Annotated in this window: 25 protein-coding genes; 15 read left to right on the top strand and 10 right to left on the bottom strand. The window is 47.4% G+C overall.

Going from position 1 to position 22,555, the window contains the following annotated elements:
• The 7 genes from ytxJ to KNQ08_RS12240 all read left to right on the top strand — a co-directional run bounded on the left by ytxJ (position 1) and on the right by KNQ08_RS12240 (position 6,714).
• On the top strand, positions 1 to 327 hold the full coding sequence (ytxJ, locus tag KNQ08_RS12270) for a bacillithiol system redox-active protein YtxJ (protein WP_029343222.1): 327 nt from the start codon (positions 1 to 3) through the stop codon (positions 325 to 327).
• A gap of 305 nt (positions 328 to 632) precedes the next feature.
• Entirely contained in the window at positions 633 to 2,168 is a 1,536-nt protein-coding gene (locus KNQ08_RS12265) for a DHA2 family efflux MFS transporter permease subunit (RefSeq protein WP_050677292.1), read from the top strand.
• A 119-nt stretch (positions 2,169 to 2,287) separates the two neighbouring features.
• On the top strand, positions 2,288 to 2,584 hold the full coding sequence (locus KNQ08_RS12260; RefSeq protein ID WP_023466810.1) for a metal-sensitive transcriptional regulator: 297 nt from the start codon (positions 2,288 to 2,290) through the stop codon (positions 2,582 to 2,584).
• Between the two features lie 13 nt (positions 2,585 to 2,597).
• On the top strand, positions 2,598 to 4,727 hold the full coding sequence (locus KNQ08_RS12255) for a heavy metal translocating P-type ATPase (protein WP_214805905.1): 2,130 nt from the start codon (positions 2,598 to 2,600) through the stop codon (positions 4,725 to 4,727).
• Positions 4,724 to 4,930 (top strand): cation transporter, encoded by a 207-nt coding sequence (locus KNQ08_RS12250; RefSeq protein ID WP_035399161.1) that lies wholly within the window; start codon positions 4,724 to 4,726, stop codon positions 4,928 to 4,930. The genes KNQ08_RS12255 and KNQ08_RS12250 overlap by 4 nt, the downstream gene beginning before the upstream one ends.
• 86 nt (positions 4,931 to 5,016) lie before the next feature.
• Entirely contained in the window at positions 5,017 to 5,241 is a 225-nt protein-coding gene (locus KNQ08_RS12245; protein WP_023466807.1) for a hypothetical protein, read from the top strand.
• A 171-nt stretch (positions 5,242 to 5,412) separates the two neighbouring features.
• The gene (locus KNQ08_RS12240) at positions 5,413 to 6,714 is read left to right on the top strand and encodes a protoglobin domain-containing protein (protein WP_149426677.1); all 1,302 of its coding nucleotides are present in this window, start codon (positions 5,413 to 5,415) and stop codon (positions 6,712 to 6,714) included.
• Between the two features lie 56 nt (positions 6,715 to 6,770).
• On the opposite strand, the gene KNQ08_RS12235 is transcribed toward KNQ08_RS12240, so the two are convergent.
• Positions 6,771 to 7,379, bottom strand: a complete 609-nt coding sequence (locus KNQ08_RS12235; RefSeq protein ID WP_029343216.1) for a class F sortase — start codon at positions 7,377 to 7,379, stop codon at positions 6,771 to 6,773.
• Positions 7,351 to 8,139 (bottom strand): DUF4397 domain-containing protein, encoded by a 789-nt coding sequence (locus tag KNQ08_RS12230; protein ID WP_023466804.1) that lies wholly within the window; start codon positions 8,137 to 8,139, stop codon positions 7,351 to 7,353. The genes KNQ08_RS12235 and KNQ08_RS12230 overlap by 29 nt, the downstream gene beginning before the upstream one ends.
• A gap of 217 nt (positions 8,140 to 8,356) precedes the next feature.
• Between KNQ08_RS12230 and KNQ08_RS12225 the strand changes: the two genes are divergently transcribed.
• Together KNQ08_RS12225 and KNQ08_RS12220 are read left to right on the top strand one after the other, a co-directional pair.
• Positions 8,357 to 8,818 (top strand): Lrp/AsnC family transcriptional regulator, encoded by a 462-nt coding sequence (locus KNQ08_RS12225; RefSeq protein ID WP_244290082.1) that lies wholly within the window; start codon positions 8,357 to 8,359, stop codon positions 8,816 to 8,818.
• Positions 8,818 to 9,411: a LysE family translocator gene (locus KNQ08_RS12220; protein WP_149426676.1), complete on the top strand. Its 594-nt coding sequence runs from the start codon at positions 8,818 to 8,820 to the stop codon at positions 9,409 to 9,411. The genes KNQ08_RS12225 and KNQ08_RS12220 overlap by 1 nt, the downstream gene beginning before the upstream one ends.
• 45 nt (positions 9,412 to 9,456) lie before the next feature.
• Here the strand turns inward: KNQ08_RS12220 and speB are convergent, their stop codons facing one another.
• From speB to KNQ08_RS12205, 3 genes are all read right to left on the bottom strand, one after another.
• A complete protein-coding gene (gene speB / locus KNQ08_RS12215; protein WP_023466800.1) occupies positions 9,457 to 10,329 on the bottom strand; it encodes an agmatinase in 873 nt (290 codons plus the stop codon).
• Between the two features lie 114 nt (positions 10,330 to 10,443).
• Positions 10,444 to 11,286, bottom strand: a complete 843-nt coding sequence (gene speE / locus KNQ08_RS12210) for a polyamine aminopropyltransferase (protein WP_023466799.1) — start codon at positions 11,284 to 11,286, stop codon at positions 10,444 to 10,446.
• Positions 11,287 to 11,430: 144 nt separating this feature from the next.
• On the bottom strand, positions 11,431 to 12,102 hold the full coding sequence (locus KNQ08_RS12205; RefSeq protein ID WP_214805903.1) for an NAD(P)H-dependent oxidoreductase: 672 nt from the start codon (positions 12,100 to 12,102) through the stop codon (positions 11,431 to 11,433).
• A gap of 378 nt (positions 12,103 to 12,480) precedes the next feature.
• Here KNQ08_RS12205 and KNQ08_RS12200 point away from each other — a divergent pair, with 378 nt between their 5' ends.
• Positions 12,481 to 14,037, top strand: coding sequence for a BCCT family transporter (locus KNQ08_RS12200; protein WP_214724867.1), 1,557 nt, complete (start codon positions 12,481 to 12,483; stop codon positions 14,035 to 14,037).
• Positions 14,038 to 14,127: 90 nt separating this feature from the next.
• On the top strand, positions 14,128 to 14,973 hold the full coding sequence (locus KNQ08_RS12195) for a metallophosphoesterase (RefSeq protein ID WP_023466795.1): 846 nt from the start codon (positions 14,128 to 14,130) through the stop codon (positions 14,971 to 14,973).
• A 35-nt stretch (positions 14,974 to 15,008) separates the two neighbouring features.
• On the opposite strand, the gene KNQ08_RS12190 is transcribed toward KNQ08_RS12195, so the two are convergent.
• Complete coding sequence (locus KNQ08_RS12190) at positions 15,009 to 15,503, bottom strand: YwhD family protein (RefSeq protein WP_023466794.1); 495 nt, start codon at positions 15,501 to 15,503, stop codon at positions 15,009 to 15,011.
• A 65-nt stretch (positions 15,504 to 15,568) separates the two neighbouring features.
• On the bottom strand, positions 15,569 to 16,093 hold the full coding sequence (locus tag KNQ08_RS12185) for a hypothetical protein (protein WP_058265479.1): 525 nt from the start codon (positions 16,091 to 16,093) through the stop codon (positions 15,569 to 15,571).
• Positions 16,094 to 16,261: 168 nt separating this feature from the next.
• On the opposite strand from KNQ08_RS12185, the gene KNQ08_RS12180 reads away from it, so the two are divergent.
• The gene (locus tag KNQ08_RS12180; RefSeq protein WP_023466792.1) at positions 16,262 to 16,447 is read left to right on the top strand and encodes a 2-hydroxymuconate tautomerase; all 186 of its coding nucleotides are present in this window, start codon (positions 16,262 to 16,264) and stop codon (positions 16,445 to 16,447) included.
• Positions 16,448 to 16,519: 72 nt separating this feature from the next.
• On the top strand, positions 16,520 to 17,164 hold the full coding sequence (locus tag KNQ08_RS12175) for an NAD(P)-dependent oxidoreductase (RefSeq protein WP_214805900.1): 645 nt from the start codon (positions 16,520 to 16,522) through the stop codon (positions 17,162 to 17,164).
• 55 nt (positions 17,165 to 17,219) lie between these two features.
• Here KNQ08_RS12175 and KNQ08_RS12170 read toward each other — a convergent pair whose 3' ends face one another.
• The 3 genes from KNQ08_RS12170 to KNQ08_RS12160 form a co-directional block, all read right to left on the bottom strand.
• Positions 17,220 to 18,398: a NupC/NupG family nucleoside CNT transporter gene (locus KNQ08_RS12170; RefSeq protein WP_023466789.1), complete on the bottom strand. Its 1,179-nt coding sequence runs from the start codon at positions 18,396 to 18,398 to the stop codon at positions 17,220 to 17,222.
• Positions 18,399 to 18,520: 122 nt separating this feature from the next.
• On the bottom strand, positions 18,521 to 19,348 hold the full coding sequence (locus KNQ08_RS12165; RefSeq protein ID WP_251133706.1) for a phosphotransferase family protein: 828 nt from the start codon (positions 19,346 to 19,348) through the stop codon (positions 18,521 to 18,523).
• 26 nt (positions 19,349 to 19,374) lie between these two features.
• The gene (locus KNQ08_RS12160; RefSeq protein ID WP_075642766.1) at positions 19,375 to 20,682 is read right to left on the bottom strand and encodes an HD domain-containing protein; all 1,308 of its coding nucleotides are present in this window, start codon (positions 20,680 to 20,682) and stop codon (positions 19,375 to 19,377) included.
• Between the two features lie 145 nt (positions 20,683 to 20,827).
• Between KNQ08_RS12160 and lipL the strand changes: the two genes are divergently transcribed.
• Together lipL and KNQ08_RS12150 are read left to right on the top strand one after the other, a co-directional pair.
• Positions 20,828 to 21,649 carry an octanoyl-[GcvH]:protein N-octanoyltransferase gene (gene lipL / locus KNQ08_RS12155; protein WP_149426668.1) on the top strand — a complete coding sequence of 274 codons (822 nt, stop codon included), beginning with the start codon at positions 20,828 to 20,830 and terminating at the stop codon, positions 21,647 to 21,649.
• 16 nt (positions 21,650 to 21,665) lie between these two features.
• Positions 21,666 to 22,514 (top strand): DegV family protein, encoded by an 849-nt coding sequence (locus KNQ08_RS12150; protein WP_214724861.1) that lies wholly within the window; start codon positions 21,666 to 21,668, stop codon positions 22,512 to 22,514.
• The last annotated feature ends 41 nt before the right edge of the window (positions 22,515 to 22,555 follow it).

Raw genomic sequence — 22,555 nt, 5'->3', positions numbered from 1 at the left:
ATGACACAACCACGTAAACTGCAATCTATTTCTGATTTTGATCAATTTGCGTCCGAACATACCGCGTTCGTGATTTGCAAACACAGCACGACATGCCCGATCAGTGCCGCAGGATTCTCGGAGTATACGAAGTTCGCGGATGAAACGTCTGTTCCAACGGCGTATCTTTTCGTCCAAGAAGCTCGGACGTTATCGAATCACATCGCCGAACATTACAGCGTTCGACACGAGTCACCACAAGTGTTGTTCATTCAAGACGGTAAATCGGTCTGGACAGCCTCTCATTACGACATCACGAAAGATGCACTCGAAACGAACGTCCAGTAATGCTAGCTATGAAACAAGCCTCCGGCTGTTTCAAACTGAAGACAAAGCGCAATTTTTCTTTAACGAGAAGGATTGTGCTTTTTTTGTTTACCACGAATCGTTATCCTAGGAAGCGATTTCGAGTGTACAAAATGCTTCTCTCCTCGTTTAGCCTACTAGAAAAACGCTTTCAATCTTACATAAAAAATAAAATTATCTTTCTTAGCTATTATTATTTGTAATTCGAACTAAATCGGATTAAGATAAACTACAGATAGAACGACCGTATAGAAATATGTACCGTTAGTTTAGTTAGGAGGATATTCATGCAACAAAGTGTAACTCACACAGCTCGAGCTCCTTACGGCATTCTCGCCGTTTTGATGATCGGGGCATTCATTGCTTTCTTAAATAATACTTTGCTCAACATCGCCCTGCCTTCCATCATGAAGGATCTAGCGATCGAACCATCAACTGCTCAATGGCTTTCGACTGGTTTCATGCTCGTCAACGGTGTCTTGATTCCGACATCTGCGTTCTTGATTCAAAAATATTCGGTTCGTCGCCTCTTCTTACTCGCGATGACCCTCTTCTCGGCCGGAACGATTCTTGCCGGCTTCGCAGAAGTCTTCCCTGTGTTACTCGCAGGACGGATGATTCAAGCATCCGGTTCTGCAATCATGATGCCGTTACTGATGAACGTCATGCTTGTTAGTTTCCCGATTGAAAAACGCGGAACCGCAATGGGATTCTTCGGATTAATCATGATGGGTGCCCCAGCGATCGGACCGACGTTGTCTGGTTGGATCATCGAGCACTACGATTGGCGGATGTTATTCCACTTCATCACACCAATCGCCTTGATCGTGCTCGTCGCTGGTTTCTTCTTACTTCGTGACGTCAAGGAACGGTCTGCCGCTCGGATCGATCTCGCTTCCGTGGCACTTTCGTCACTTGGTTTCGGTGGCTTATTGTACGGTTTCAGTTCTGCCGGCTCTAAAGGTTGGGACAGCTTCCACGTCTATGGAGCGCTGATTGTCGGAGTCATCGCACTCGTAACATTCATTTATCGTCAGCTCCATATGGAACGTCCGATGCTCAACTTCAAGATTTACCGTTACCCGATGTTCGCCTTATCTTCTGCCATCTCGATGGTCGTCACGATGGCGATGTTCTCGGGCATGTTATTGCTTCCGATCTATGTCCAGACGATTCGCGGTATTTCACCACTCGATGCGGGTCTCATGCTATTACCGGGTGCCATCTTGATGGCCGTCATGTCACCAATCAACGGGAAACTGTTTGATAAGATCGGTGGACGTCCTCTTGCGTTGACTGGTTTGTTCATCACAGTCGTTACCAGTTACTACTTCAGTCAGCTTGAGATGGATACGACGTATACACATCTGATCGTCCTGTATTCGTTACGGATGTTCGGGATGTCAATGGTCATGATGCCAGTATCGACGAATGGTTTAAACCAGTTACCAACGCGCTACTATCCACACGGAACAGCGATGAACAATACGTTGCAACAAGTATCCGGTGCGATCGGAACCGCCTTGCTCGTAACGATCATGTCGACGCATGCCAAGACGCGTGGGACAGAACTCGCGGCTGAAGCGGCGAAGAACATGACGAGTCAACCGACAGCTGAAGCGGCTGCTGCTCTGAAACAGCAGATCACGATGCAAGCGACGCTTGACGGAATCAACTATGCGTTCTTCATCTCGACGTTCATCGCTGGTCTAGCATTCGTCCTTGCCTTCTTCATTAAACGGGCGACACAAGCCGAAGATATCATCAGCGATCAACGCTCATTGAACGAAACGATCGTCAAACCACAAGTTTCCAATCAATAAGTGCAAAAGCAGTCGCCTCTCGCGACTGCTTTTTTTATTTCTTAAGCTATATACTGGTACCCCCCATACCTATATGTTAGAGTAAAGATAACAACAAGATCATCAAAGGAGGCACGACTATGACACACGATCACCCTGTCGTTCCACGAACGAATGAAGAACAAGATGCGTTGATGAAGCGATTGAAGCGCATCGAAGGACAAGTCCGCGGGATTGCTAATATGGTCGCTGAAGATCGGTATTGTATCGACATTTTGACGCAAACGGCATCAATCCAAGCAGCACTAAGACAAGTCGAACTACAAATCATCGAACGCCATGTCAAGATGTGCATGCATGAAGTCGCCACCCGTCAAGATAGTACGGACGCTTACGTCGATGAATTGATGTCGGTCATCGCTCGATTGAAAAAGTAAGGAGGGTTTTCTGATGTCAAAAACGATTGAATTTGATATTGAAGGCATGACGTGTGCCGCCTGCTCCGCCCGGATTGAAAAAGTCCTCAACCGGATGGACGGGGTTGAAGCAACGGTCAACTTGCCGCTTGAAACCGCTCGTGTTTCGATTTCTGATGCCTATGACGATCAAGCGATCATCGAAAAAATCCGAAAAATCGGCTACGGGGCAACGGTCAAACAAGCACCACACGCAACAAAATCGAATCGCCGGATGCTGTATCGCTTTATGATCGCGGCCATTCTATCGTTACCGTTGCTCGCGAGCATGCTGACGCATATTCCAAACAGTCCGTTCCACCTTCCATTCTTGATGAATCCGTGGCTACAGTTTGCTTTAGCGACACCGGTTCAATTCATCATCGGAGCGCCCTTCTATAGTGGGGCCTATAAAAGTTTACGGAGCGGTAGCGCAAATATGGACGTTCTCGTTGCACTCGGAACATCGGCAGCCTACTTCTATTCCGTTGCTGAAATGCTACTCGTCTCTGATATGCCGCATCTCTACTTTGAGACGAGTGCGATTCTGATTACACTCGTCTTGCTCGGCAAGGTCCTTGAAGACCGTGCGAAACAACAGACGACGGGAGCAATTAAAAGCCTGCTCTCCCTACAAGCAAAGGAAGCCGTCATCTTAGAGGACGGACAGGAACGAACTGTCTCCATCGATGCAATTCAAACCGGGATGATCTTACTCGTAAAACCTGGGAACAAAATTCCGACAGATGGTGTCATTCGTTCAGGCGACGCGTATCTCGATGAATCGATGTTAACCGGTGAATCTGCGCCTGTTCATAAAACGGTTGGGGCATCCGTCATTGGTGGTACGCTGAATACGAACGGATCTTTACAAGTCGAAGCGACAAAGATCGGACAAGCGACGGTTCTTTCACAAATCATTCGTGTCGTCGAACAAGCTCAGACTGAAAAAGCACCGATTCAACGACAAGCCGATCGGATTTCTGGTGTGTTCGTGCCGATTGTCGTCGCCATCGCGCTTCTGACATTAGCCGCTTGGTGGATGATCAGTGGATCCTTTGCGGAAGCGATTCGTCCTGCCATCGCGGTGCTCGTCATCGCTTGTCCATGTGCACTCGGACTTGCGACACCGACTTCGATCATGGTCGGAACCGGAAAAGGGGCAGAACGAGGGATTCTCTTTAAAGGAGGCGCTCAACTCGAAAATCTCCAACATGTCGATGCTGTCGTCTTTGATAAGACCGGAACACTGACAGTCGGTCGCCCTGTCGTCGTCGAAACGTTCGGTACGGAGACAGCGCTCGATTTCGCTGCTGCGCTTGAACGACAATCGGAACACCCTCTTGCTCGCGCCATCACAGCAGAACGGGATGTCGTCTTTGATATCGAACGGTTCCACGTCGAATCAGGACGTGGGATCACGGGACAAATCATGGGACATGATCTCATCGTCGGATCGGCGCGAATGATGCAGGAACGAAACATCGTTCTTCCTGATTGGACATCACCTGGAGCGACTCTCGTATACGTCGCTGTTGATGGAGAAGTCGCGGCCGGATACGCCATCCGTGACGCGCTAAAAGATTCAGCGAAAGAAACGATCCAGCGTTTGCGCCAGACAAAAGAAGTATATCTCTTGACCGGTGACCGCCGGGAAGTCGCCAATCATTTAGCAACAGAACTGGGACTGGATCCAGCGTTCGTCTTTGCTGACGTTTTGCCGATTGAAAAGGCAGATGTCATTCAGTCACTTCAACAAACGAAACGTGTCGCGATGGTCGGAGACGGTATCAATGATGCCCCTGCTCTCGTAACAGCGGATGTCGGCATCGCGCTCGGTAGCGGAACGGATGTCGCTCTTGAAGCAGCCGACGTGACGTTGCTTGGACACGATTTGAAACAAGTTTTACTTGCGATCGAGCTGAGTGAGCAGACGATGAAAAACATTCGTCAAAATCTCGTCTTCGCACTTGGCTACAATACGATTGGCATTCCGGTCGCTTTTCTCGGTCTGCTTGCCCCATGGCTTGCGGGTGCCGCGATGGCATTCAGCTCTGTCTCTGTCGTGACGAATGCGTTACGATTAAAACGTACCCCACTATCTGAAGGAGGAACATCATCATGAAAGAAACAACATTATCTGTTATCGGCATGACATGCAATCACTGTAAAGCGAGTGTCGAATCCGCTCTATCTGAAGTCGAAGGTGTGCAACAGGCAACTGTCTCACTCGAACAAAACCAGGTTACAGTCCAGCACGAGGATGTACCTCGTGAACGTCTCGTCGATGCGATCGAAGAGATTGGCTACGATGTACCGACTGCTTAAATTTTCATGCCAAACTGCTTCTAACACGCAGTTTGGCTTTTTTATTTTTTGAAAAGCGGGAATGTACGGAGTAAGGAGGGGTTCGTATGGTACCGAAAATCGAATTCGTAGAACACTTCGACGACAACAAAGGAAAACGATTTAAAATCGAACTTTGGAATCTCGGAACCTTCACATTCAGTGCCGAGTCAGCTCGTGGACCTGTCACCCGTTTCACCTCCATTGACATTCAATTCGTTCAAGCTTGCGTTCAACGAATGCGCTCCATCGTGGACGCCAAAAAAGCATTTCAGGAAGACCAACCAGTCTAATCCTGTTCTTTTTCTATTCTCCTCATGGCGCTTGCCATGAGTTTTTTTGTTTCCGGTCAATGTTTTTCAATATTCTCGTCTTTTTTTCGAAAATCAGTATCGCTTCGTCAAGATGAACCGATAAAAGACAGACATCATTTTATTCACATCTTGAGTATTGGAGGCAACTACGTGCGTAACCCTTTTAAAAGTAAGACTACTGCGGCTTATCAAGCTACCATCGGCTTTCCTGATTCCCGTCTCATCACAAAGACGGCAGATCCTGATCTCACATCCCGTCTCGTATACATGGGATATACAGAAGAACAGCTACAGACGCTCAAATCGATGGCACCTGTCGTTCAAGGGATTTTAGATGAGGTCCTTGAACAAGTTCTCGATCACCTTCTCTTAAATCCAGAGATGGCAACGATTGCGAAACAATCATCGACACGCGAACGACTGAAGAAAGTCTTCGCCGACTACTTCACGAGTCTACTGACAGGAAACATGGACGAGTCGTTCCTCGCGATGCGGACACGGATGGGACAGACGCATAAACATAACTTCGTTCCTGTCACTTGGTTCATCGCCTCGTATGCTGCGTTTCAGACGTTGTTGATTCCAAAAATCGTCGAACATTATCAGCATGACCCAGCGCAACTGACGACAGCCGTACTCGCTTTGACACATGCGATGAACTTAGATGCTCAAATCGTGACGAGCCAGTATGTCGATTCTCGTCTTCATGAAGTGACAGCAGCGAACGAGTCGCGTCGACAACTTTTGACAGACGTCGTTCGTGTCAGTCAAGAAGTTGCCAGTTCGGTCGAGCACACGGATCATGCCATCATTGAGACGAGCCGTCGCGCCTCACAAGTATTAGCAGAAACAGCTCAGACAGAGCAGACGAGTCAGCAGCTCGTCCAAATGACGATTGCCAACGAACGACAGATGCAACAGATGGAGCAACAATTCGCTCAATCGACACAACAAGTCGGTACTTCGCTTGAAAGCATCCATGAATTGAAGACGACGTCGGATGACATCGTCCAGATGACGCAAAGCATCGAAGCAATCGCCAATCAGACGAACTTACTCGCGTTGAATGCTTCGATTGAAGCAGCACGTGCCGGTGAACACGGTAAAGGTTTTGCTGTCGTCGCGACCGAAGTTCGGAACCTTGCTGAAAATGCCAAGTCATTAAGTAGCAGTATCAATGGTCTTATTCAAAAGAACAATGGTAATATCACACAACTCGTTTCTCAGATGGAAGACATCACACGCGCCAACACCGCATCTCAGCAAGAACTGCAACAAGTCAAACAAGGAATCCAAACCGTCAAGAGTGAGATGGAAAACTCTCTCACCTTATTTGGACGAAACAAGGAAAACCTCGGACAAATCGTCGAGACGATCCAAGGTCTCAGTAAGACGACACAAGGATTGACGACACTGACGACGGATCTTGTCGCTGCTTCCGAAACACATTAAAAAATAGGCAATTCTTATTCTCGGTTTTAACCGAAATAAGAATTGCCTATTTTACTTTACTCGTCTTGTTCTGCTGTGACGACAAGACGCTGATCGTATCCTTTTGACTCTGAAAACGTACCTATACATGAAATGAGTGTCAGTTTATTCATGACGGTCGCACCGAAGATTGATCCGACAGGTGCTTCATCGACAGGATAGGACATGACGTTCGTCACCACGTACGATACCTGTTGTCCTGCTTTTCCCGTCACTTCAATCCGTTGCCCTTTTTTCATCTTGGCTAAATCATAAAACACAGCGGGACCTTCTTGATCATCCAAGTGCCCGGCTAGTACGACATTTCCGGTTTGCCCGGCTTTTGCTCCGTACTTGTACCAAGCAACCTGATCAGTCTGTTTCGGAACATCCATCCGTCCTTGTTTATCCTTCCCGACGACTTCGATGTTCGCTTTCACATCGAGCGTCGGAATTGTAATACGCGTTGGTATGAACGCCTCTTCATCCACCTTTTCAGATGGAGTGGACGAAGAAGACGTCGTTGTTTCGGTTTGTTTTGGTTTTTCCGGCTTTGTAGCATCTGGAGGTGATCCCGATTGACATCCGGCTAATACGAGTAAGAGAAGAAGACTACTCTTAAGCGTTTTGTTTACGACGGACGACATACGCTGTTCCTACTAACAAGGCAGCTGCTGCTGCGACTGCCCATGGTGTAGCAGAAGCCGTATCAGATGAACCACCAAGTCCTGTTTCTGGCATTGATGCCATTTCACCACCGTCTGGGATCAAGAGGACTTCAAATGCCGGTTCGCCTTCAAGTAAGCCGATTGCGAGTGCTGTATAGTTTTTGCCACTGTCGAGTTTGACGCCATCCAGTGCTTTGACGACATCCGTTGCGCCTGCAGGACGGACTTCAAGGTCATACGTACCTGCATCGAGTGTACCGTAGTCAGAGACTTTCGAGAATTCAAGGTTACTGAAGAGTGGGTCTCCACCTTTTGGTGCGACATCAACAGCTGGTGCATCTGGTGCAAAGTGTGCGACACGAACCATTGATTTTCCATCTTCGCCTTTACCGTTGTCTTCCATGACCGCAAGTTTGATATCAGCTAGTTTGCCGATTGCTGCGACCGAATAGAATTTACCAGCTTCTACGTTGAGTGTTTGAGAGAGCACAGGATCTTTCGTAGTTCCTGCAGCGAATACTTCTACTTTATGTTCGCCAGCTGGTAGTGTGAGATAATCTGTGACATCTTTGAATTTTGCTCCTGATACCGCTTTTTTGCCATCGACCGCGATATCGACTGCCGGAGCATCTGGTGAAGCATGAATGACACGAACCATTGCGTCATCTGCTGCGCCTACTGGTAGCACGAATAGTGCAAACAGTAACGTAGCGGTCACAAACGATAAGAGTTTCTTCATCTTTTTTCCACCTTTCTGATTGTCAAATGTACATCGCTCTCAAACCAATGTTCTTACACTTCTGAACATTTCCTTCGTGGTGACATCTTAAACTTAAGATACTTCCGTATATGTGTAAAGATTTCAGTGTGCTATGAACTTGTTTTGAAAACACATTGACTTTATCTTTATTTTCAAAATAAAATATGTAGTAAATCCGTTGAAAAGAAGGTTGATTATGATAGATTCTTACGATTTAAATATTATCTATTTATTAAGACAAGATGCCCGGATGAAATGGTCAACACTTGCACAGCACATCGGCTTATCGGCACCGGCTGTTGCAGAACGTGTCGCCCGCTTACAAGAGCAAGGTATCATCTGTCAGTTGACGACGGTGCTAGACCCTTCCTCCTTTGACTATCGCCTTGCTGCATTCGTCGCTGTTTCACTCGAGCGACCGGAACATCGGGCACCGTTTCTAAAACGAGTTCAAGAACTTGAGTATGTACTGGAATGCCATCACGTCGCCGGGGACGATGACTATTTACTCAAAATACGCTGTCGGGACACGGAACAGCTTGATGAAATCATCACCTACCACATCAAAGAATTAGCAGGTATCCTACGGACGAAAACGACAATCATCATGCGGACGGAAAAGGAATCGCTCCATTTTCCGTTACCCGAGGTCGACTGATGTTTACGACTGGTTTTGGTATCGGTTTTGCCTTAGCCGCCCCCGTCGGTCCGATCGGTCTCTTATGCATGCAACGAACTCTTCGACATGGAAGAGTTTCTGGCATCGTTTCCGGACTCGGAGCCGCTACGGCAGACTTCACTTACGGGATACTCGCGTTATCTGGTTTTTCACTCGTGCAATCTTTACTCACCCAAGCATCTTGGATGCAATTGATTGGCAGTCTATTTTTGTGTTACATCGGCTGGTCGATGTTTCAAGCTTCTTCGAACGCCTCGATTTCTGATACGGCCACGTCACGGTTAAGTGCCTATCTTTCCGTCTTACTCCTGACGTTTTTAAATCCGATGACGATCACACTGTTCCTGGCGTTGTTTGCACGTTTTGAGTTAACGATGACGAACGGACAGGATGCGTTTTTGTTTCTAATCGGTATTTTTCTCGGTTCTGCCGCCTGGTGGGTCATTCTAGCGAACATCACGCACCTGCTCAAGCACCAGCTTGCGATACCCACTTTACGTATCATTCAGTGGACGTCTGCCAGTCTAATCATCGGATTCGGTGCATTCGGGGTCATTCAGTTCTTCTTCTGAGCAAAACAAAAGAGACCGACATCACGTCCGGTCTCTTTTGCTTTTTCATTTAATGAATCCAATCATCATTTCGCGTAATACTTTTGCTGCCGCGATCGCTGTCATATCGGATTGATCGTACGCTGGGCATACTTCTACCAAATCCGCGCCGATGACGTCAACGTCTGCTCGTGCGATCATGTGAACGACTTCAAGTAATTCCTTCGTCGTCACTCCACCGATTTCTTGCGTCCCTGTTCCTGGTGCTGCTGACGGATCGAGAACATCGATATCGATCGTGACGTAGACTTTTTTACCGGCAAGTGTTGGAAGAACTTGACGAAGCGGCTCGACGATCTCGTATTTGAAGAGGTTGTAGCCTGACGTCTTCGCCCATTCGAACTCTTCTTTCATACCTGAACGAATTCCGAATGAATAGCAGTTCTCTGGTCCGATCAAGTTTGCGATTTTCTTAAGTGGCGTCGAGTGCGACAATGGCTCTCCTTCATACTCATCGCGTAAGTCTGTATGCGCATCAAAGTGAAGCACGACGAAATCATCGTAGTGTTTATCGAACGCTTTGACGACCGGCCATGTGACTAAATGTTCGCCACCCATACCGAGCGGGAACTTGCCTGCTGTCAGTAACGAATCGACGTATTCTTCAATCATATCAAGTGATTTTTGAGCATTCCCGAATGGTAACGGGATATCTCCCGCGTCAAACAATTTCGCGTCAGCGATGTCACCATCTAAGTACGGGCTATATTCTTCTAAACCAAGTGAGACTTCACGGATACGTGCCGGACCGAATCGTGAACCCGGACGGAAACTGACCGTCCAGTCCATCGGCATGCCGTATAAAATTCCTTTTGCATCTTCGTGAGTCGGTTGACTCGCGATAAAGACTTTTCCTGAATATGCTTCATCAAAACGCATGATCCATTCCTCCTGTTCATTTGCCGTTTGCTGATGCAAACGCCTCTTTACCTGACAACAGAGCGATTTCGAAGATCGAAACCGCTCTGTTCATGTGTGCTATAGTGACTGAACTCAGCCGTTCGTCAAATCTTTAACGAACTTCGGAAGCGCGAAAGCTGCCGTGTGAAGCTCAGGCGTGTAATACTTCGTGTCGATCTCGTGGAAACGCTCTGGTGCAACAGCAAGCGGATCGTGTTTCTTTGATCCGATCGTGAACGTCCAAAGACCACTTGGGTATGTCGGAACGTTTGCGATATAGAGCTTCGTGATCGGGAAGATTTCTTTGACGTCGCGTTGAACATCACGGATCAAGTCTGGTGTGAACCATGGGTTATCCGATTGTGCGACGAAAATGCCGTCTTCTTTTAATGCTTTTGAAATACCAGAGTAGAAGCCTTTCGTGAACAAGTTGACCGCTGGACCAACTGGTTCTGTCGAGTCGACCATGATGACATCATACTCGTTTTCTGCTTCTGCGATATGCATGAATCCATCCCCAACGATGACTTCGACGCGTGCATCGTCCAATCCACCTGCAATGTTCGGGAGGTATTTTTTCGAATACTCGATGACTTTTCCGTCGATTTCAACTAAAACAGCTTTTTCGACGGACGGGTGTTTCAAGACTTCACGGATGACTCCGCCGTCTCCTCCACCAACGACCAGAACCGATTTTGGATTCGGGTGTGTGAACAACGGGACGTGCGCGACCATCTCGTGGTAAACGAACTCGTCCTTATCTGTCGTCATGACCATTCCGTCAAGTAACAACATCGTACCGAACTCGTCCGTTTCAACCATCTCTAGGCGTTGAAACTCCGTTTGTTCGCTCTCATAAACGTGGTTGACACGGAATGTGATACCGTAATCTTCCGTTTGGTGTTCCGTGAACCATAACTTTAATTTTTGTTCCATTTGCGATAGAACCCCTTTCTTTCATCAAGACAAAAGTTGTTCGTATGCGAGTGGCGTTTACGGCGCTTCTTAATCATACAAATGCGAGTATACCGAATTTCGAAAGAAACTTCTATATAATTCGAAAATTTTTGTCTTCCGTCTTTACTCGACGAACGTCACGATTTCCTCAAGCGGACGACGTTGCTTCTCACGTTTTGGTTCTTCTGCCCGGTAACCGAATGCGACCATGACCGGCACCGTGAAAACAGAACGATCGAGCAGTCCACGATCGACGAGTAATTGCTCGACAGCTTGCTGGTCGAATCCTTCGATTGGGCATGAATCGACACCGATTTGTGCTGCCGTCGACATCATGTTCCCAAGTGCGATATAGGCTTGTTTAGCTGCCCAGTCTTCCATCGCTTTTGGGTTATCACCAATCGCAAAATCCTCCTCTAAAAACAGACCGTAACGCTTCGTCCGTCCGGCTTTCGCTTCTTCGGATAGACCAAGGAAATCCATCATCTGCGTGACATGCGGACCATCTGCCTGCATTTGTTCTCCGGTACGGGCAAGGAACAAGACGAAGTGACTCGCTGTCGGTAATTGTCCTTGTGCGCCCCAAGAAATTTCTTTTAAGGCTTCTCGGATTTCTGGATTTTGAATAACGAGCATGTTCCATGGCTCATATCCGAACGAGCTCGGTGACAGACGCGCCGTTTCTAAAATGAACCGGAAATCGTCTTCTGGGATCATTTGACCATTAAATGCCTTTGTCGCATGACGAGATTGAAATGCTTCAAGAATTGTTTGTTTTTGTTGTTGTTTTTTCATGAGAAATGCCTCCTTCAAAATGATGACTGCTTTTGTTATATCAAATCTGATTTTAGACCGCCTCTGATTTGCTCATATCAAGCTTTACGTTAGTTTTAAGACGAAACGGGAAATAATAGTATTAACGTTTTCTTTTTCTTTATTTCCACATTATTTTAAAAACGCTTGATTGCAATCTTTTTTGCTTAACCTTCCTTGAAAAACATTGATTTCTTTATTCTCATTTCCCGGTCGATTTGCTTTTCCACACAAATGTTTGTTACGGTAGTACCCTGCGTGATTAGGTTTTGTTATCGGAACGATGGGGTAATGATAATGTCGTTGCCATCATTTGATACAGAACAACTATGTAAAATTCGAAAGAAGGTGTTGAACACGATGGAAAATAATCGAAAAAGTAAGATCACAAAAGTCTTTATGGTATCCGTCATTTTCTGTGTGCTCTTTACCATATGGGGAATCTTACCGGAATCCCTAATCGGTGCAGCTAGTCTCGGAAATGTCACAGCTCAAGCACAATCCTTTGTCTCTAACGGATTTGGCTGGCTTTATCTTCTCGGCATGAGTGCTTTTTTAATCATTGCTATCTTTTTAATCTTTTCCCGCTTTGGTTCAATCCGACTCGGTAAGGATTCGGACCGTCCTGAATATGGTCTCATTTCTTGGTTTGCGATGCTCTTCAGTGCTGGTATGGGAATCGGGCTTGTCTTCTGGGGTGTCTCAGAGCCATTGACGCACTTCCATACACCGCCAGTCGCAACAGATGATCCAACGGAAGCAGCACGCCTCGCGATGCGCTATTCATTCTTCCACTGGGGATTACATCCTTGGGCATTATACGCGATCGTCGCGCTTGCTATCGCTTACTCGACGTTCCGAAAAGGACGTCCGGCTACGATTGGTGACACTGTCGCTTCATTGATGAAGCCACGGTATGCTTCTGCCGGTAAAGGTACCGTCGAAGTACTCGCTATCGTCGCAACGGCATTTGGTGTCGCGACGTCGCTCGGTCTCGGTGCACAACAAATCTCAGGTGGACTGAACTTCCTAACGAGTAGTATTCCCAACTCCTTCCTGACACAAATGATCATCATTGTCGTTGTGTCAGTCCTTTACATGATAAGTGCGGCATCAGGACTCGATAAAGGAATCGTTCGTCTCAGTAATGCCAACATCGTTCTCGCTGTTCTATTGATGATTGGCGTCCTGTTCCTCGGACCGTTCAGTTTCATCATGGACCTCTTCGTGCAAACAACAGGTGCTTATTTGCAAAACTTACCGGTCATGAGTTTCCGGGCATCTGCCTTTAATCCAGACGAACGAGGCTGGATCAACGATTGGACGATCTTCTACTGGGCATGGTGGATTTCCTGGTCACCATTCGTCGGTACGTTCATCGCCCGTGTCTCGAAAGGACGGACGATTCGTGAGTTCGTCATCGGGATTATGCTCGTCCCAACGATCTTTGGTCTCCTTTGGTTCTCTGTCTTCGGTGGATCAGCGATTTGGAACGAATTGTTCCAAAATGTCGATCTGATCTCGACGGTCAACGATAAAGGAGTCGAAACCGGTATGTTTGCTCTGTTTGAAACATTCGGTGGCTTAGGCACGTTCCTTAGCATCGTCGCTGTCTTCTTGATTACGACGTTCTTCATTACTTCGGCTGACTCCGCGACATATGTTCTCGGTATGCTATCGTCTGGTGGTAGTCTCATGCCAAGCTTACGCATCAAGCTTGCTTGGGGTATCATCCAGTCTTCAATCGCCGCCGTCTTACTTTATGCCGGAGGATTGAGTGCCCTACAGGCAGCAGCTGTTCTAGCCGCCTTCCCGTTCATCTTCGTCGTCGGAATGATGGTCATCGCTCTGTTCAAAGATTTATCGGAAGAACCCGATGCGCAAAAAGAAGTCACAGACTTAAAACAAGATGCCTAACTCGTTTTGAATTCCTCCTTCCGTCGCATACGGAAGGAGGTCTTTTTTGTTATCCTGAATTATGCGAAGTAGAAAGAAATGAGGTGGCTCATGCGAAAACGTACACGCTGGTTAGTATCCCTCAGCGTCCTCGCATTAGGAAGCTGGTTTTTATATCGTGAAAATAACATCATTGATGTCTCACAGGTGACGGTTACGTCAAATCGCTTACCGGAAGCATTTGATGGTTATCGTGTCGTCCAAGTAGCAGATTTACATGGCAAGGCGTTCGGGAATGAACAAGAACGACTACTGAAGAAAATTGATCGCGAAAAGCCGGATCTCGTCGTCATGACTGGCGATTTGATTGACTCGAGGCGAAACGGTGAAGAAGCTGCCCTTACACTCATGAAAGCGCTCGTTGATCGATACCCGGTCTACTTCGTCACCGGGAATCATGAGGTTCGGCTCAATCTAACGATTTTGCCAAAGCTTGAGCAACTGGGTGTCACCGTTCTCCGAAATCAATCACGTGTCATCGAATACCAAGGTCAATCAATTTCGCTGATTGGTATCGATGACCCGACGACGACACGGTGGCGCGAAGGGCTATCAGAACCGGATGGCATTCGTCAAAGTCTCGATCAAGCATTGCAAGACGTATCACCTGATGCGTTTCGACTTTTGCTTGCACATCGTCCGGAATATAAATCCTTGTATGCCGAGCGTTCCGTTGATCTTGTCTTATCCGGTCACGCCCACGGCGGACAGATCCGCCTGCCGTTTACGGAAGGTCTGTATGCGCCTGGTCAAGGATTCTTTCCAACCGTGACGGCAGGTCGCTATCAGGAACAGCAGACCGAACTGATCGTCAGTCGTGGTCTCGGAAACAGCCTGTTTCCGTTTCGTCTGTTCAATCATCCAGAACTCGTCGTCTTGACGCTGAAACGACCATGAAAAAAGAACGTGTGCCGCGGCACACGTTCTTTTGTTTAGACCAACGCTTCATGTAAAGCAGCGTCAGCATTTTCCCACATCTCAGGTTTGTGTGTCTGCAAGAAATCACGTAACAATTCTTTTGAACGCTCATCCATATGATCGACGACAATCCGTCCTTTAAGAGATTTATCCATCTTATTGACGTGATCAGCAAGAATCTTGAATCCGCGACGCGCTTCCGCATCGACTAGCAGATCGCACGCAGCCACACCGCCGTAATAGAATCCTTCTGGCTTACGACCGACCGTCACCCAGACGATCCAGTACAGTTTACCGTTTGGCGTATCTGCTTTGTCCGTCGTGAACTTGACGCGTTTCTCGATTGCTGCTTTCGCGTGCATCGCGCCCATATCGATGTAAGCTTCGCCGTCTTCCGGAGAAATGATGACGGGTGACATACTATTTAAGCTAAGTGTCCCGACACCAAATCCACCATGACCGTCTGTTGAGTTATCTGAAATGATATTGAAGTTAATCTTTTTTTCCATCGTGTTTTGTCCCCTTTTAATCCTGTTGCTTCTATCATACCGTATTCCGAGGTGTCTGCAACCAGTCACTCATAACGAAGTAACTGTAATTGTTCCTCTGATGCTCGGCGAATCGTCGGGAGACGATAACACGTCATGGACGCAATTTCCTCATGTGCCGGAGGATTGACCTCTTCAAGATGAAGCAAAGCGCGGTCAAACAGGGTTTGCGCCGCACGACCGAACAAGAAGAGACGTTCCAGCGAAGAACACCGCGACCGAATCGCACGCAACTGATGCGCGAGTTCTCGTACCTTCGCCTCGACCTCTTCTTCCATGTCAGCTGTCGGTTTTCGATTTTGAAACAACGGTTTGAAACGTACATCGTCTTCAAGCAACGTCAACATCCCGTATCGCTTTGCTTCTTTTTGATTCAGCAGTTGAGCGAGTTCTTTATCCGTTACGAGTCGTCCGAATGGAATGTTCTGTTCAAAAACGATATCTGAGACTTCGAGTCCTTTTGCACCAGACAACGGATAATTCGTATCTTCCGGTAACGCCCGATCAAAAATCAGTAACGTATGAATCTTCTTCCGTATGATTGCGTCCATATGTCTCTCCTTTTCTGCCGTATGTGTATGACTACCTTCGCTTCCGACAATAATAGCTCCTACCTTATACCCTTCTTTTTCGAAAACGATGTTCGAATTGACGAATCCCCTATCGAATGCGCTATACTGATGGCGTATCGTCATCATGTTAGAGGGGGAAATGAAGTCATGCCATATGTTACGGTTAAAATGTTATCGGGTCGTACAGTCGAACAAAAACGCGCTTTGATTGAAAAAGTCACGGAAGCGGTGTCGGAAACGACGAATGCTCCTAAAGAAAACATCACGGTCTTCATCGAAGAGATGGAAAAAACAGATTACGGTCAAGCTGGCGTCATGTTCGCGGATAAATAAACAACAAGAGACGTCCGGTCGTTACCGTACGTCTCTTTTTCCCATCTACTTGATCTCTAAGGAGGAAAACTTATGACTACTGTTACTGTACTTGGTGCGACCGGTCGAACGGGTCGACCTTTGATTGATCGGTTATTAGAAGACGGCTACGACGTTCGTGCACTCGTCCGTTCCACGTCACCGGGCTTACCCGTCCATGATCGCCTTCATATCCTGACGGGAGATGCGACAAATCCAGATGATCTCGAACAAGCACTCGCAGGAAGTACTGCTGTCTTCAGTTGTCTCGGTACCGATCAACAGCAGGTACTCTCGACAGCGATTCCACATCTCGTCACGAAGATGAAGGAAGTAGGTATCGAACGGATCGTCTTCATCGGTACAGCAGGCATTCTCGATGCATCAGAAGAACCAGGAAAGTATCGTTTCCAATCAAGTGAGTCCCGTCGACGCTCGACGATTGCGGCAGAGGATCACTTGAAAGCTTATTTGACCTTAAAGGATGCAGACGTCGACTTCACCGTCATCTGCCCAACACAACTGACGGAAGACAAAGCACTTGCTGCTGACGACCTGTTGATCGAGACGACACGCTTCACTGCACCGACAGGACCGATTCCCCGGGAAAACGTCGCGCAGTTCGCCTTTGAAGTTTATCGTGACGGAACCCATCATCGCGTCCGTGTCGGGATTGCTTCGCATGGATCAACTGAATGAAAAACAAAAAGAGCAATGGATCTGCTGATCCATTGCTCTTTCATATGTGTAACGATTACAGCAAGACACTGACGACGATTGCCGTCAAGACACTAACGAGTGTTGCGCCGTAGAGTAACTTCAGACCAAAACTAGCCGCAACGCTTCCTTGGCGGTCGTTCAATCCTTTAACCGCACCAGCGATGATTCCGATCGACGAGAAGTTCGCAAACGAGATCAAGAAGACAGACACGATTCCGAGTGTGCGTTCCGAGAATTCTTTTGAGTATTCTGGAAGGCTCAACATCGCAACGAATTCGTTCGTGATCAATTTCGTTGCCATGACACTACCGGCACTGACAGCTTCCGCCCATGGAATACCCATGATGAAAGCGAACGGTGCAAAGATGTATCCGAGGATTTCTTGGAACGAGATGTTTAGAACCATCAAGAAGATATCGTTGACCATTCCGATCAAGGCGTTGTAACCAATCAACATCGCACCGACGATGATTGCGACTTTGAATCCATCCATGATGTATTCGCCGAGCATCTCGAAGAACGTTTGTTTTTCTTCGACGATTTCAAGAATATCTTCTTCCGGATCAACCGTGTATGGGTTGATGATCGAGACGATCATGAAACCACCGAACAAGTTCAAGACGATTGCTGTAACGACATATTTCGGTTCGACCATCGTCATGTATGCACCGACGATCGACATCGAAACCGTCGACATCGCTGACGCACACAATGTGTAGAGGCGGTTTGCTGGTAATTGACCGATTTGTTTTTTGACTGTGATGAATACTTCTGATTGTCCGATCGCAGCTGAAGCAACCGCGTTGTAAGACTCAAGACGTCCCATACCGTTGACTTTTGATAGGACGAAACCGATACCGCGCATTAAGAGTGGTAAAATCTTCGTGAATTGTAGAATCCCGATCAAAGCAGAGATGAAGACGATCGGGAGCAAAACATTGATGAAGAATGGTTGTGCGCCTTCATTCGCTAAACCACCGAAGACGAAATCAATTCCGATTGCCGCATAACTAAGCAGTTTTTCAAAGACTTTCGCGACGCCACGAATGACGATATATCCGAACGATGTATTGAGTAAAATGAACCCAAGTACGAGCTGAAGAACTAGCATGACCGCAAGCGGTTTCAATTTGATGCCTTTACGGTTACTGCTGACAAGGAGTGCCAAGCCGAAAACGATAGCCAGTCCGAGTAGTGCGATAAGATATTTCATGAAGTACCCCTCTATCTATTAGTTGTTTATCAGTTGTACATTCGTACGATGTCTGACGTTTAATCTCTTTCCAAGTAATAGAATAATCAATATTTCGAAGAACTACAAGAGGAAAAGTTCATTTAGTAACCGCTTTCGTTATTTTCATAGACTTTCAAGACAAACTTTTCCAAGCGTTCCCGAACATTGTCCTGACTAAGGTTTTGCCTTCCATATGCTTTCCACCCCGGATAGACGTCGATCGTTTCAGGTCCAAAATCAAAAACAGCCCGAATATCCCACGCGTGATCGTAAGAACGTTTCGTCTGTTTGAGGTAACTTTTTAAAAAATGATCCGCCATCTCAATGGATTCAAGCAAGGCAAGATTCAAACGACAATGCGCAAGGTCGACTTCAATGGGACCTACACACGCATTAATCCAATCAATCGTATGGCACGTTCCATTCATTTCGTATAACACATTGACCGGATGAAAATCCCGATGAATGAATCGGATCGTTTGACTTTCGTCCGGTTCGACCGCCAGTAGCTGACGCCATCTCTCCGGATGCTGCGTCCACGTCGGAACGTGACGTTCCGTCGCATACGGCTGATAGACATACCGAGATTCTGGTACCGGTAGCGCATGGATCGCAGCAAGCATTTGTGCCAGTCGATCGACATATTGCTCATCCACCTGATCAAGCCGGATCTCTCCCGGTGAGCGGGTCATATATAACCACGGCGGGACTTCGTCTCTAACATCGGTTTGATAGTCCAACACATCTGGTGCTAAGTCACCTGCTGCTTGTAACGCAAACATTTCATGCAAGACAAGATCCGGCTCCTCATGTAGCCAGTCTTGATTCGTATGGACGCGAAGAATTCCCTCACCGACTCGAAAAACAAGGGAGGATGTCGCGCCTTTTAAGACTTCGACCTCTCCTCCCTCCTGTCCAAGCTGTTGCAAGATTTTCGTAAGGACAGCGGACGATATCATGATGTCACGCTGCCAATCAATAACTGGTCGATTTGCATCTTCTCATTCGCATGTTCGCGCAAGTCATGCAAAATTTCTTGCGGGAAGAACAGCTTCTCATCAGTCTGGCGTGACGTCGCAATGGCTTGAACGAGCGGTGAAACTTGCGAAATTTCTTTCATCTGTCCATCCTTCATCTGTAACATGATCGGTTGTTTGCTGATTTCCCCGTTGTCTCCATATAAATCGTAAGGAAGACGACTGAGTTTATCTTCAAGCAGATAATAGGTCGGATTCAAGCCGATTGCTTCAAACAACTCACACAGTTTATCGTGGACGAGTTCACGTTTTTCAGCCGGATAATCGACATACTTGAACAACTTCCGGTCAACGAATCGCCCCGATAGATCTGCAAGGATTGGATCCTGTTCATTCGCCCACTGCTGAAAATAGAAGTAGACGATTGTCTCATCCAGCCCAAGGAAATCACGCAACTCCATCTTCTGATCAAATAGCGGCATCAAATGGATTGGTGCAATCGCAAACGGATATGCGGACAGGTACAACTCCTGCGCCCGTTCGAGAATGGCTTTTAATAGGTAATCACTCGATCGTGTCACCGGATGCAGGTAGACTTGCCAATACATCTGATACCGCCGCATGATGTAGTCTTCGATCGAATGCATTCCGGATTGTTTGACGACCATCTGATTATGGGCTGGACGCAATACTCGAAGCATCCGCTCGAGATCGAATTTTCCGTAGCTGACACCGGCAAAGTGCGCATCGCGTAATAAGTAATCCATCCGGTCGACGTCAAGTTGTGAGCTGATCATCGTGACGAGCAGTTGATTCGGATGCGTCTTGTTGATGATAGACGCTACTTCTTCCGCAAATCCGTCTCCGACTTGGTCGAGGACTTTCTTGATTTCCGTATCCCCGAGGATGATCCGCTCTGTCCACGTCTCGTGGTTAACACCGAAGACGTTCTCGAATGCGTGCGAAAACGGACCGTGTCCGACATCGTGTAAGAGTGCCGCAGCCAGCGTCAACTCCCGGTACTGATCGTCCCAATCGGCACGACCGTTGAATACATCGATCAGTTGGCGCGTGATTTCATAGACACCGAGCGAATGATGGAACCGTGTGTGCTCTGCTCCATGAAACGTCAAAAATGATGTTCCCAGTTGCTTGATCCGGCGTAGTCGCTGAAATTCACGTGTACCGATCAGTTGCCAAATCAACTGATCACTGACATAGATATAGCGATGAACCGGATCCTTGAAGACCTTCGTTTCCTTTAATTGTCCTAATGATTGATACATATGTTTCTCTCCTTTAAATCGTGTCTATGTCGTTGTTGTTCGGTTTTGTTTCCAAGGATTCCTGTCTCCCGCGGCGCTTCGCACAGAAACTTTACACACCCTGTGCTATAATGATGTCGCAAATCTACAATAAAGGAACGAGCCTATGGGAATCGAACTCTTAAAACAAGAACATTATCGTATTTTTGATCAAACGTCACTCGGAACTGCTTTCCATGCGACACAATCGTTTGCGATGGACGACACATTATGTGCCTCTGTTGCAACAGAAGGAGCCGCACTTCGCTCTTGGATTCACCACGAAACCGTCGTCCTCGGCATCCAGGATGCCCGTCTTCCTCATCTTACTGACGGTGTAGCCGTTCTGCATGAACATGGTTTCTCGCCCGTCGTCCGTAACTCAGGTGGTCTTGCCGTCGTCCTCGACGCCGGTGTCTTGAATATTTCACTTGTCCTACCGGAACGCGGCGGCATCGATATCGACAGTGGTTACGAAGCGATGCTTGCGCTCGTCCGCCGTATGTTCGCACAAGAAACGGACGCGATCGTCGCTGGTGAAGTCGTCGGATCGTATTGTCCCGGTTCTTATGACTTATCGATTGCGGGTAAAAAATTCGCTGGTATCTCCCAGCGTCGTGTCCGTGGCGGAGTTGCCGTTCAAATCTATCTTTGTGTCAACGGAAGTGGAAGTCAACGCGCCGCTTTAGTCCGTGACTTTTACGCGGCAGCGCTTCAAGGTGAAACGACGAAATTCGTTTATCCGACCGTCGTGCCGGAAACGATGGCGTCACTCGAGGAACTGCTTGGTACTGCATTGACAGTCGAGGAGTGCTTACGTCGTGCATATGAAGCGTTACTTGCGCTCGGCGCTGATTTGACGCCCGCAACTTTGACGGAACTCGAGAATGAGCGTTTCGGCGTCAACTTGAGTCGGATGCTTGATCGAAACGAAAAAGCCCTAGGTTAAGAAAGGAGAGAACGTGATGATCCGATTGATCACAGATAGTGGTGCTGATGCACCAAAAGCCATGTTAGATGCTTATGATTTTACGGTCATGCCATTCGGCGTATTGATCGACGAAGACACGTTCTTCGATGGAGAATCGATATCTCCAAAACAACTGTATGATAAGATGCGTGACGGTGCAGCACCAAAGACATTCCAAGCAGAAGTCAGCCGGATGGTCGAGGTGTTCACGCGTCACTTCGAACAAGGGGATCCCTTCCTCTACCTCGCCTTCTCGAGCGAATTATCGGGAACATATCAAACCGCGAAGATGCTAGCAGAGGAACTCGCCGAAAAGTATCCGAACGTTCCTTATCTCGTACTCGATACGAAAACCGCTTCGACAGGACAAGGATTGTTCGTTCTCGACGTCGCAGAATACGCACAAACGCATTCGTTTGAAGAAACAGTGGCTTATGCTGAAGCCAAGGTAAATACGATTCGTCATCTGTTTACAGTCGAATCACTCGAATATTTGATGCGCGGTGGACGCGTTTCGCGAGCTAGCGCCTTCATTGGTGGCCTCTTATCGATCTTGCCACTATTGACAGTCGAAGACGGGAAGTTGATTCCAAAAGAGAAGATCCGTGGTCAGAAAAAAGTCATGAACCGGATCGTCGAGTGGATGGAAGAAGCACGTCCCGCAATTGACGGACATCGAATCATGATTGGTCATGGGGATTCGATCGAACGCGCAGAACAATTAAAACAATTGATTGAAGCACAGTTTTCACCAAGCGAAGTCATCTTGACGATCGCCGGCGCAGCGATCGGTTCACATACCGGACCGGGACTTGTCGTCATTGGGTATGACCTTCCACGTTAACGGCACTCATTTTTATCTTATAGTACGACAAAATGGGACAG

Source organism: Exiguobacterium sp. s46, from assembly GCF_018618875.1.
GTDB classification, from domain to species: domain Bacteria; phylum Bacillota; class Bacilli; order Exiguobacteriales; family Exiguobacteriaceae; genus Exiguobacterium_A; species Exiguobacterium_A abrahamii.
This window is presented reverse-complemented; position numbering and strand designations above follow the sequence as displayed.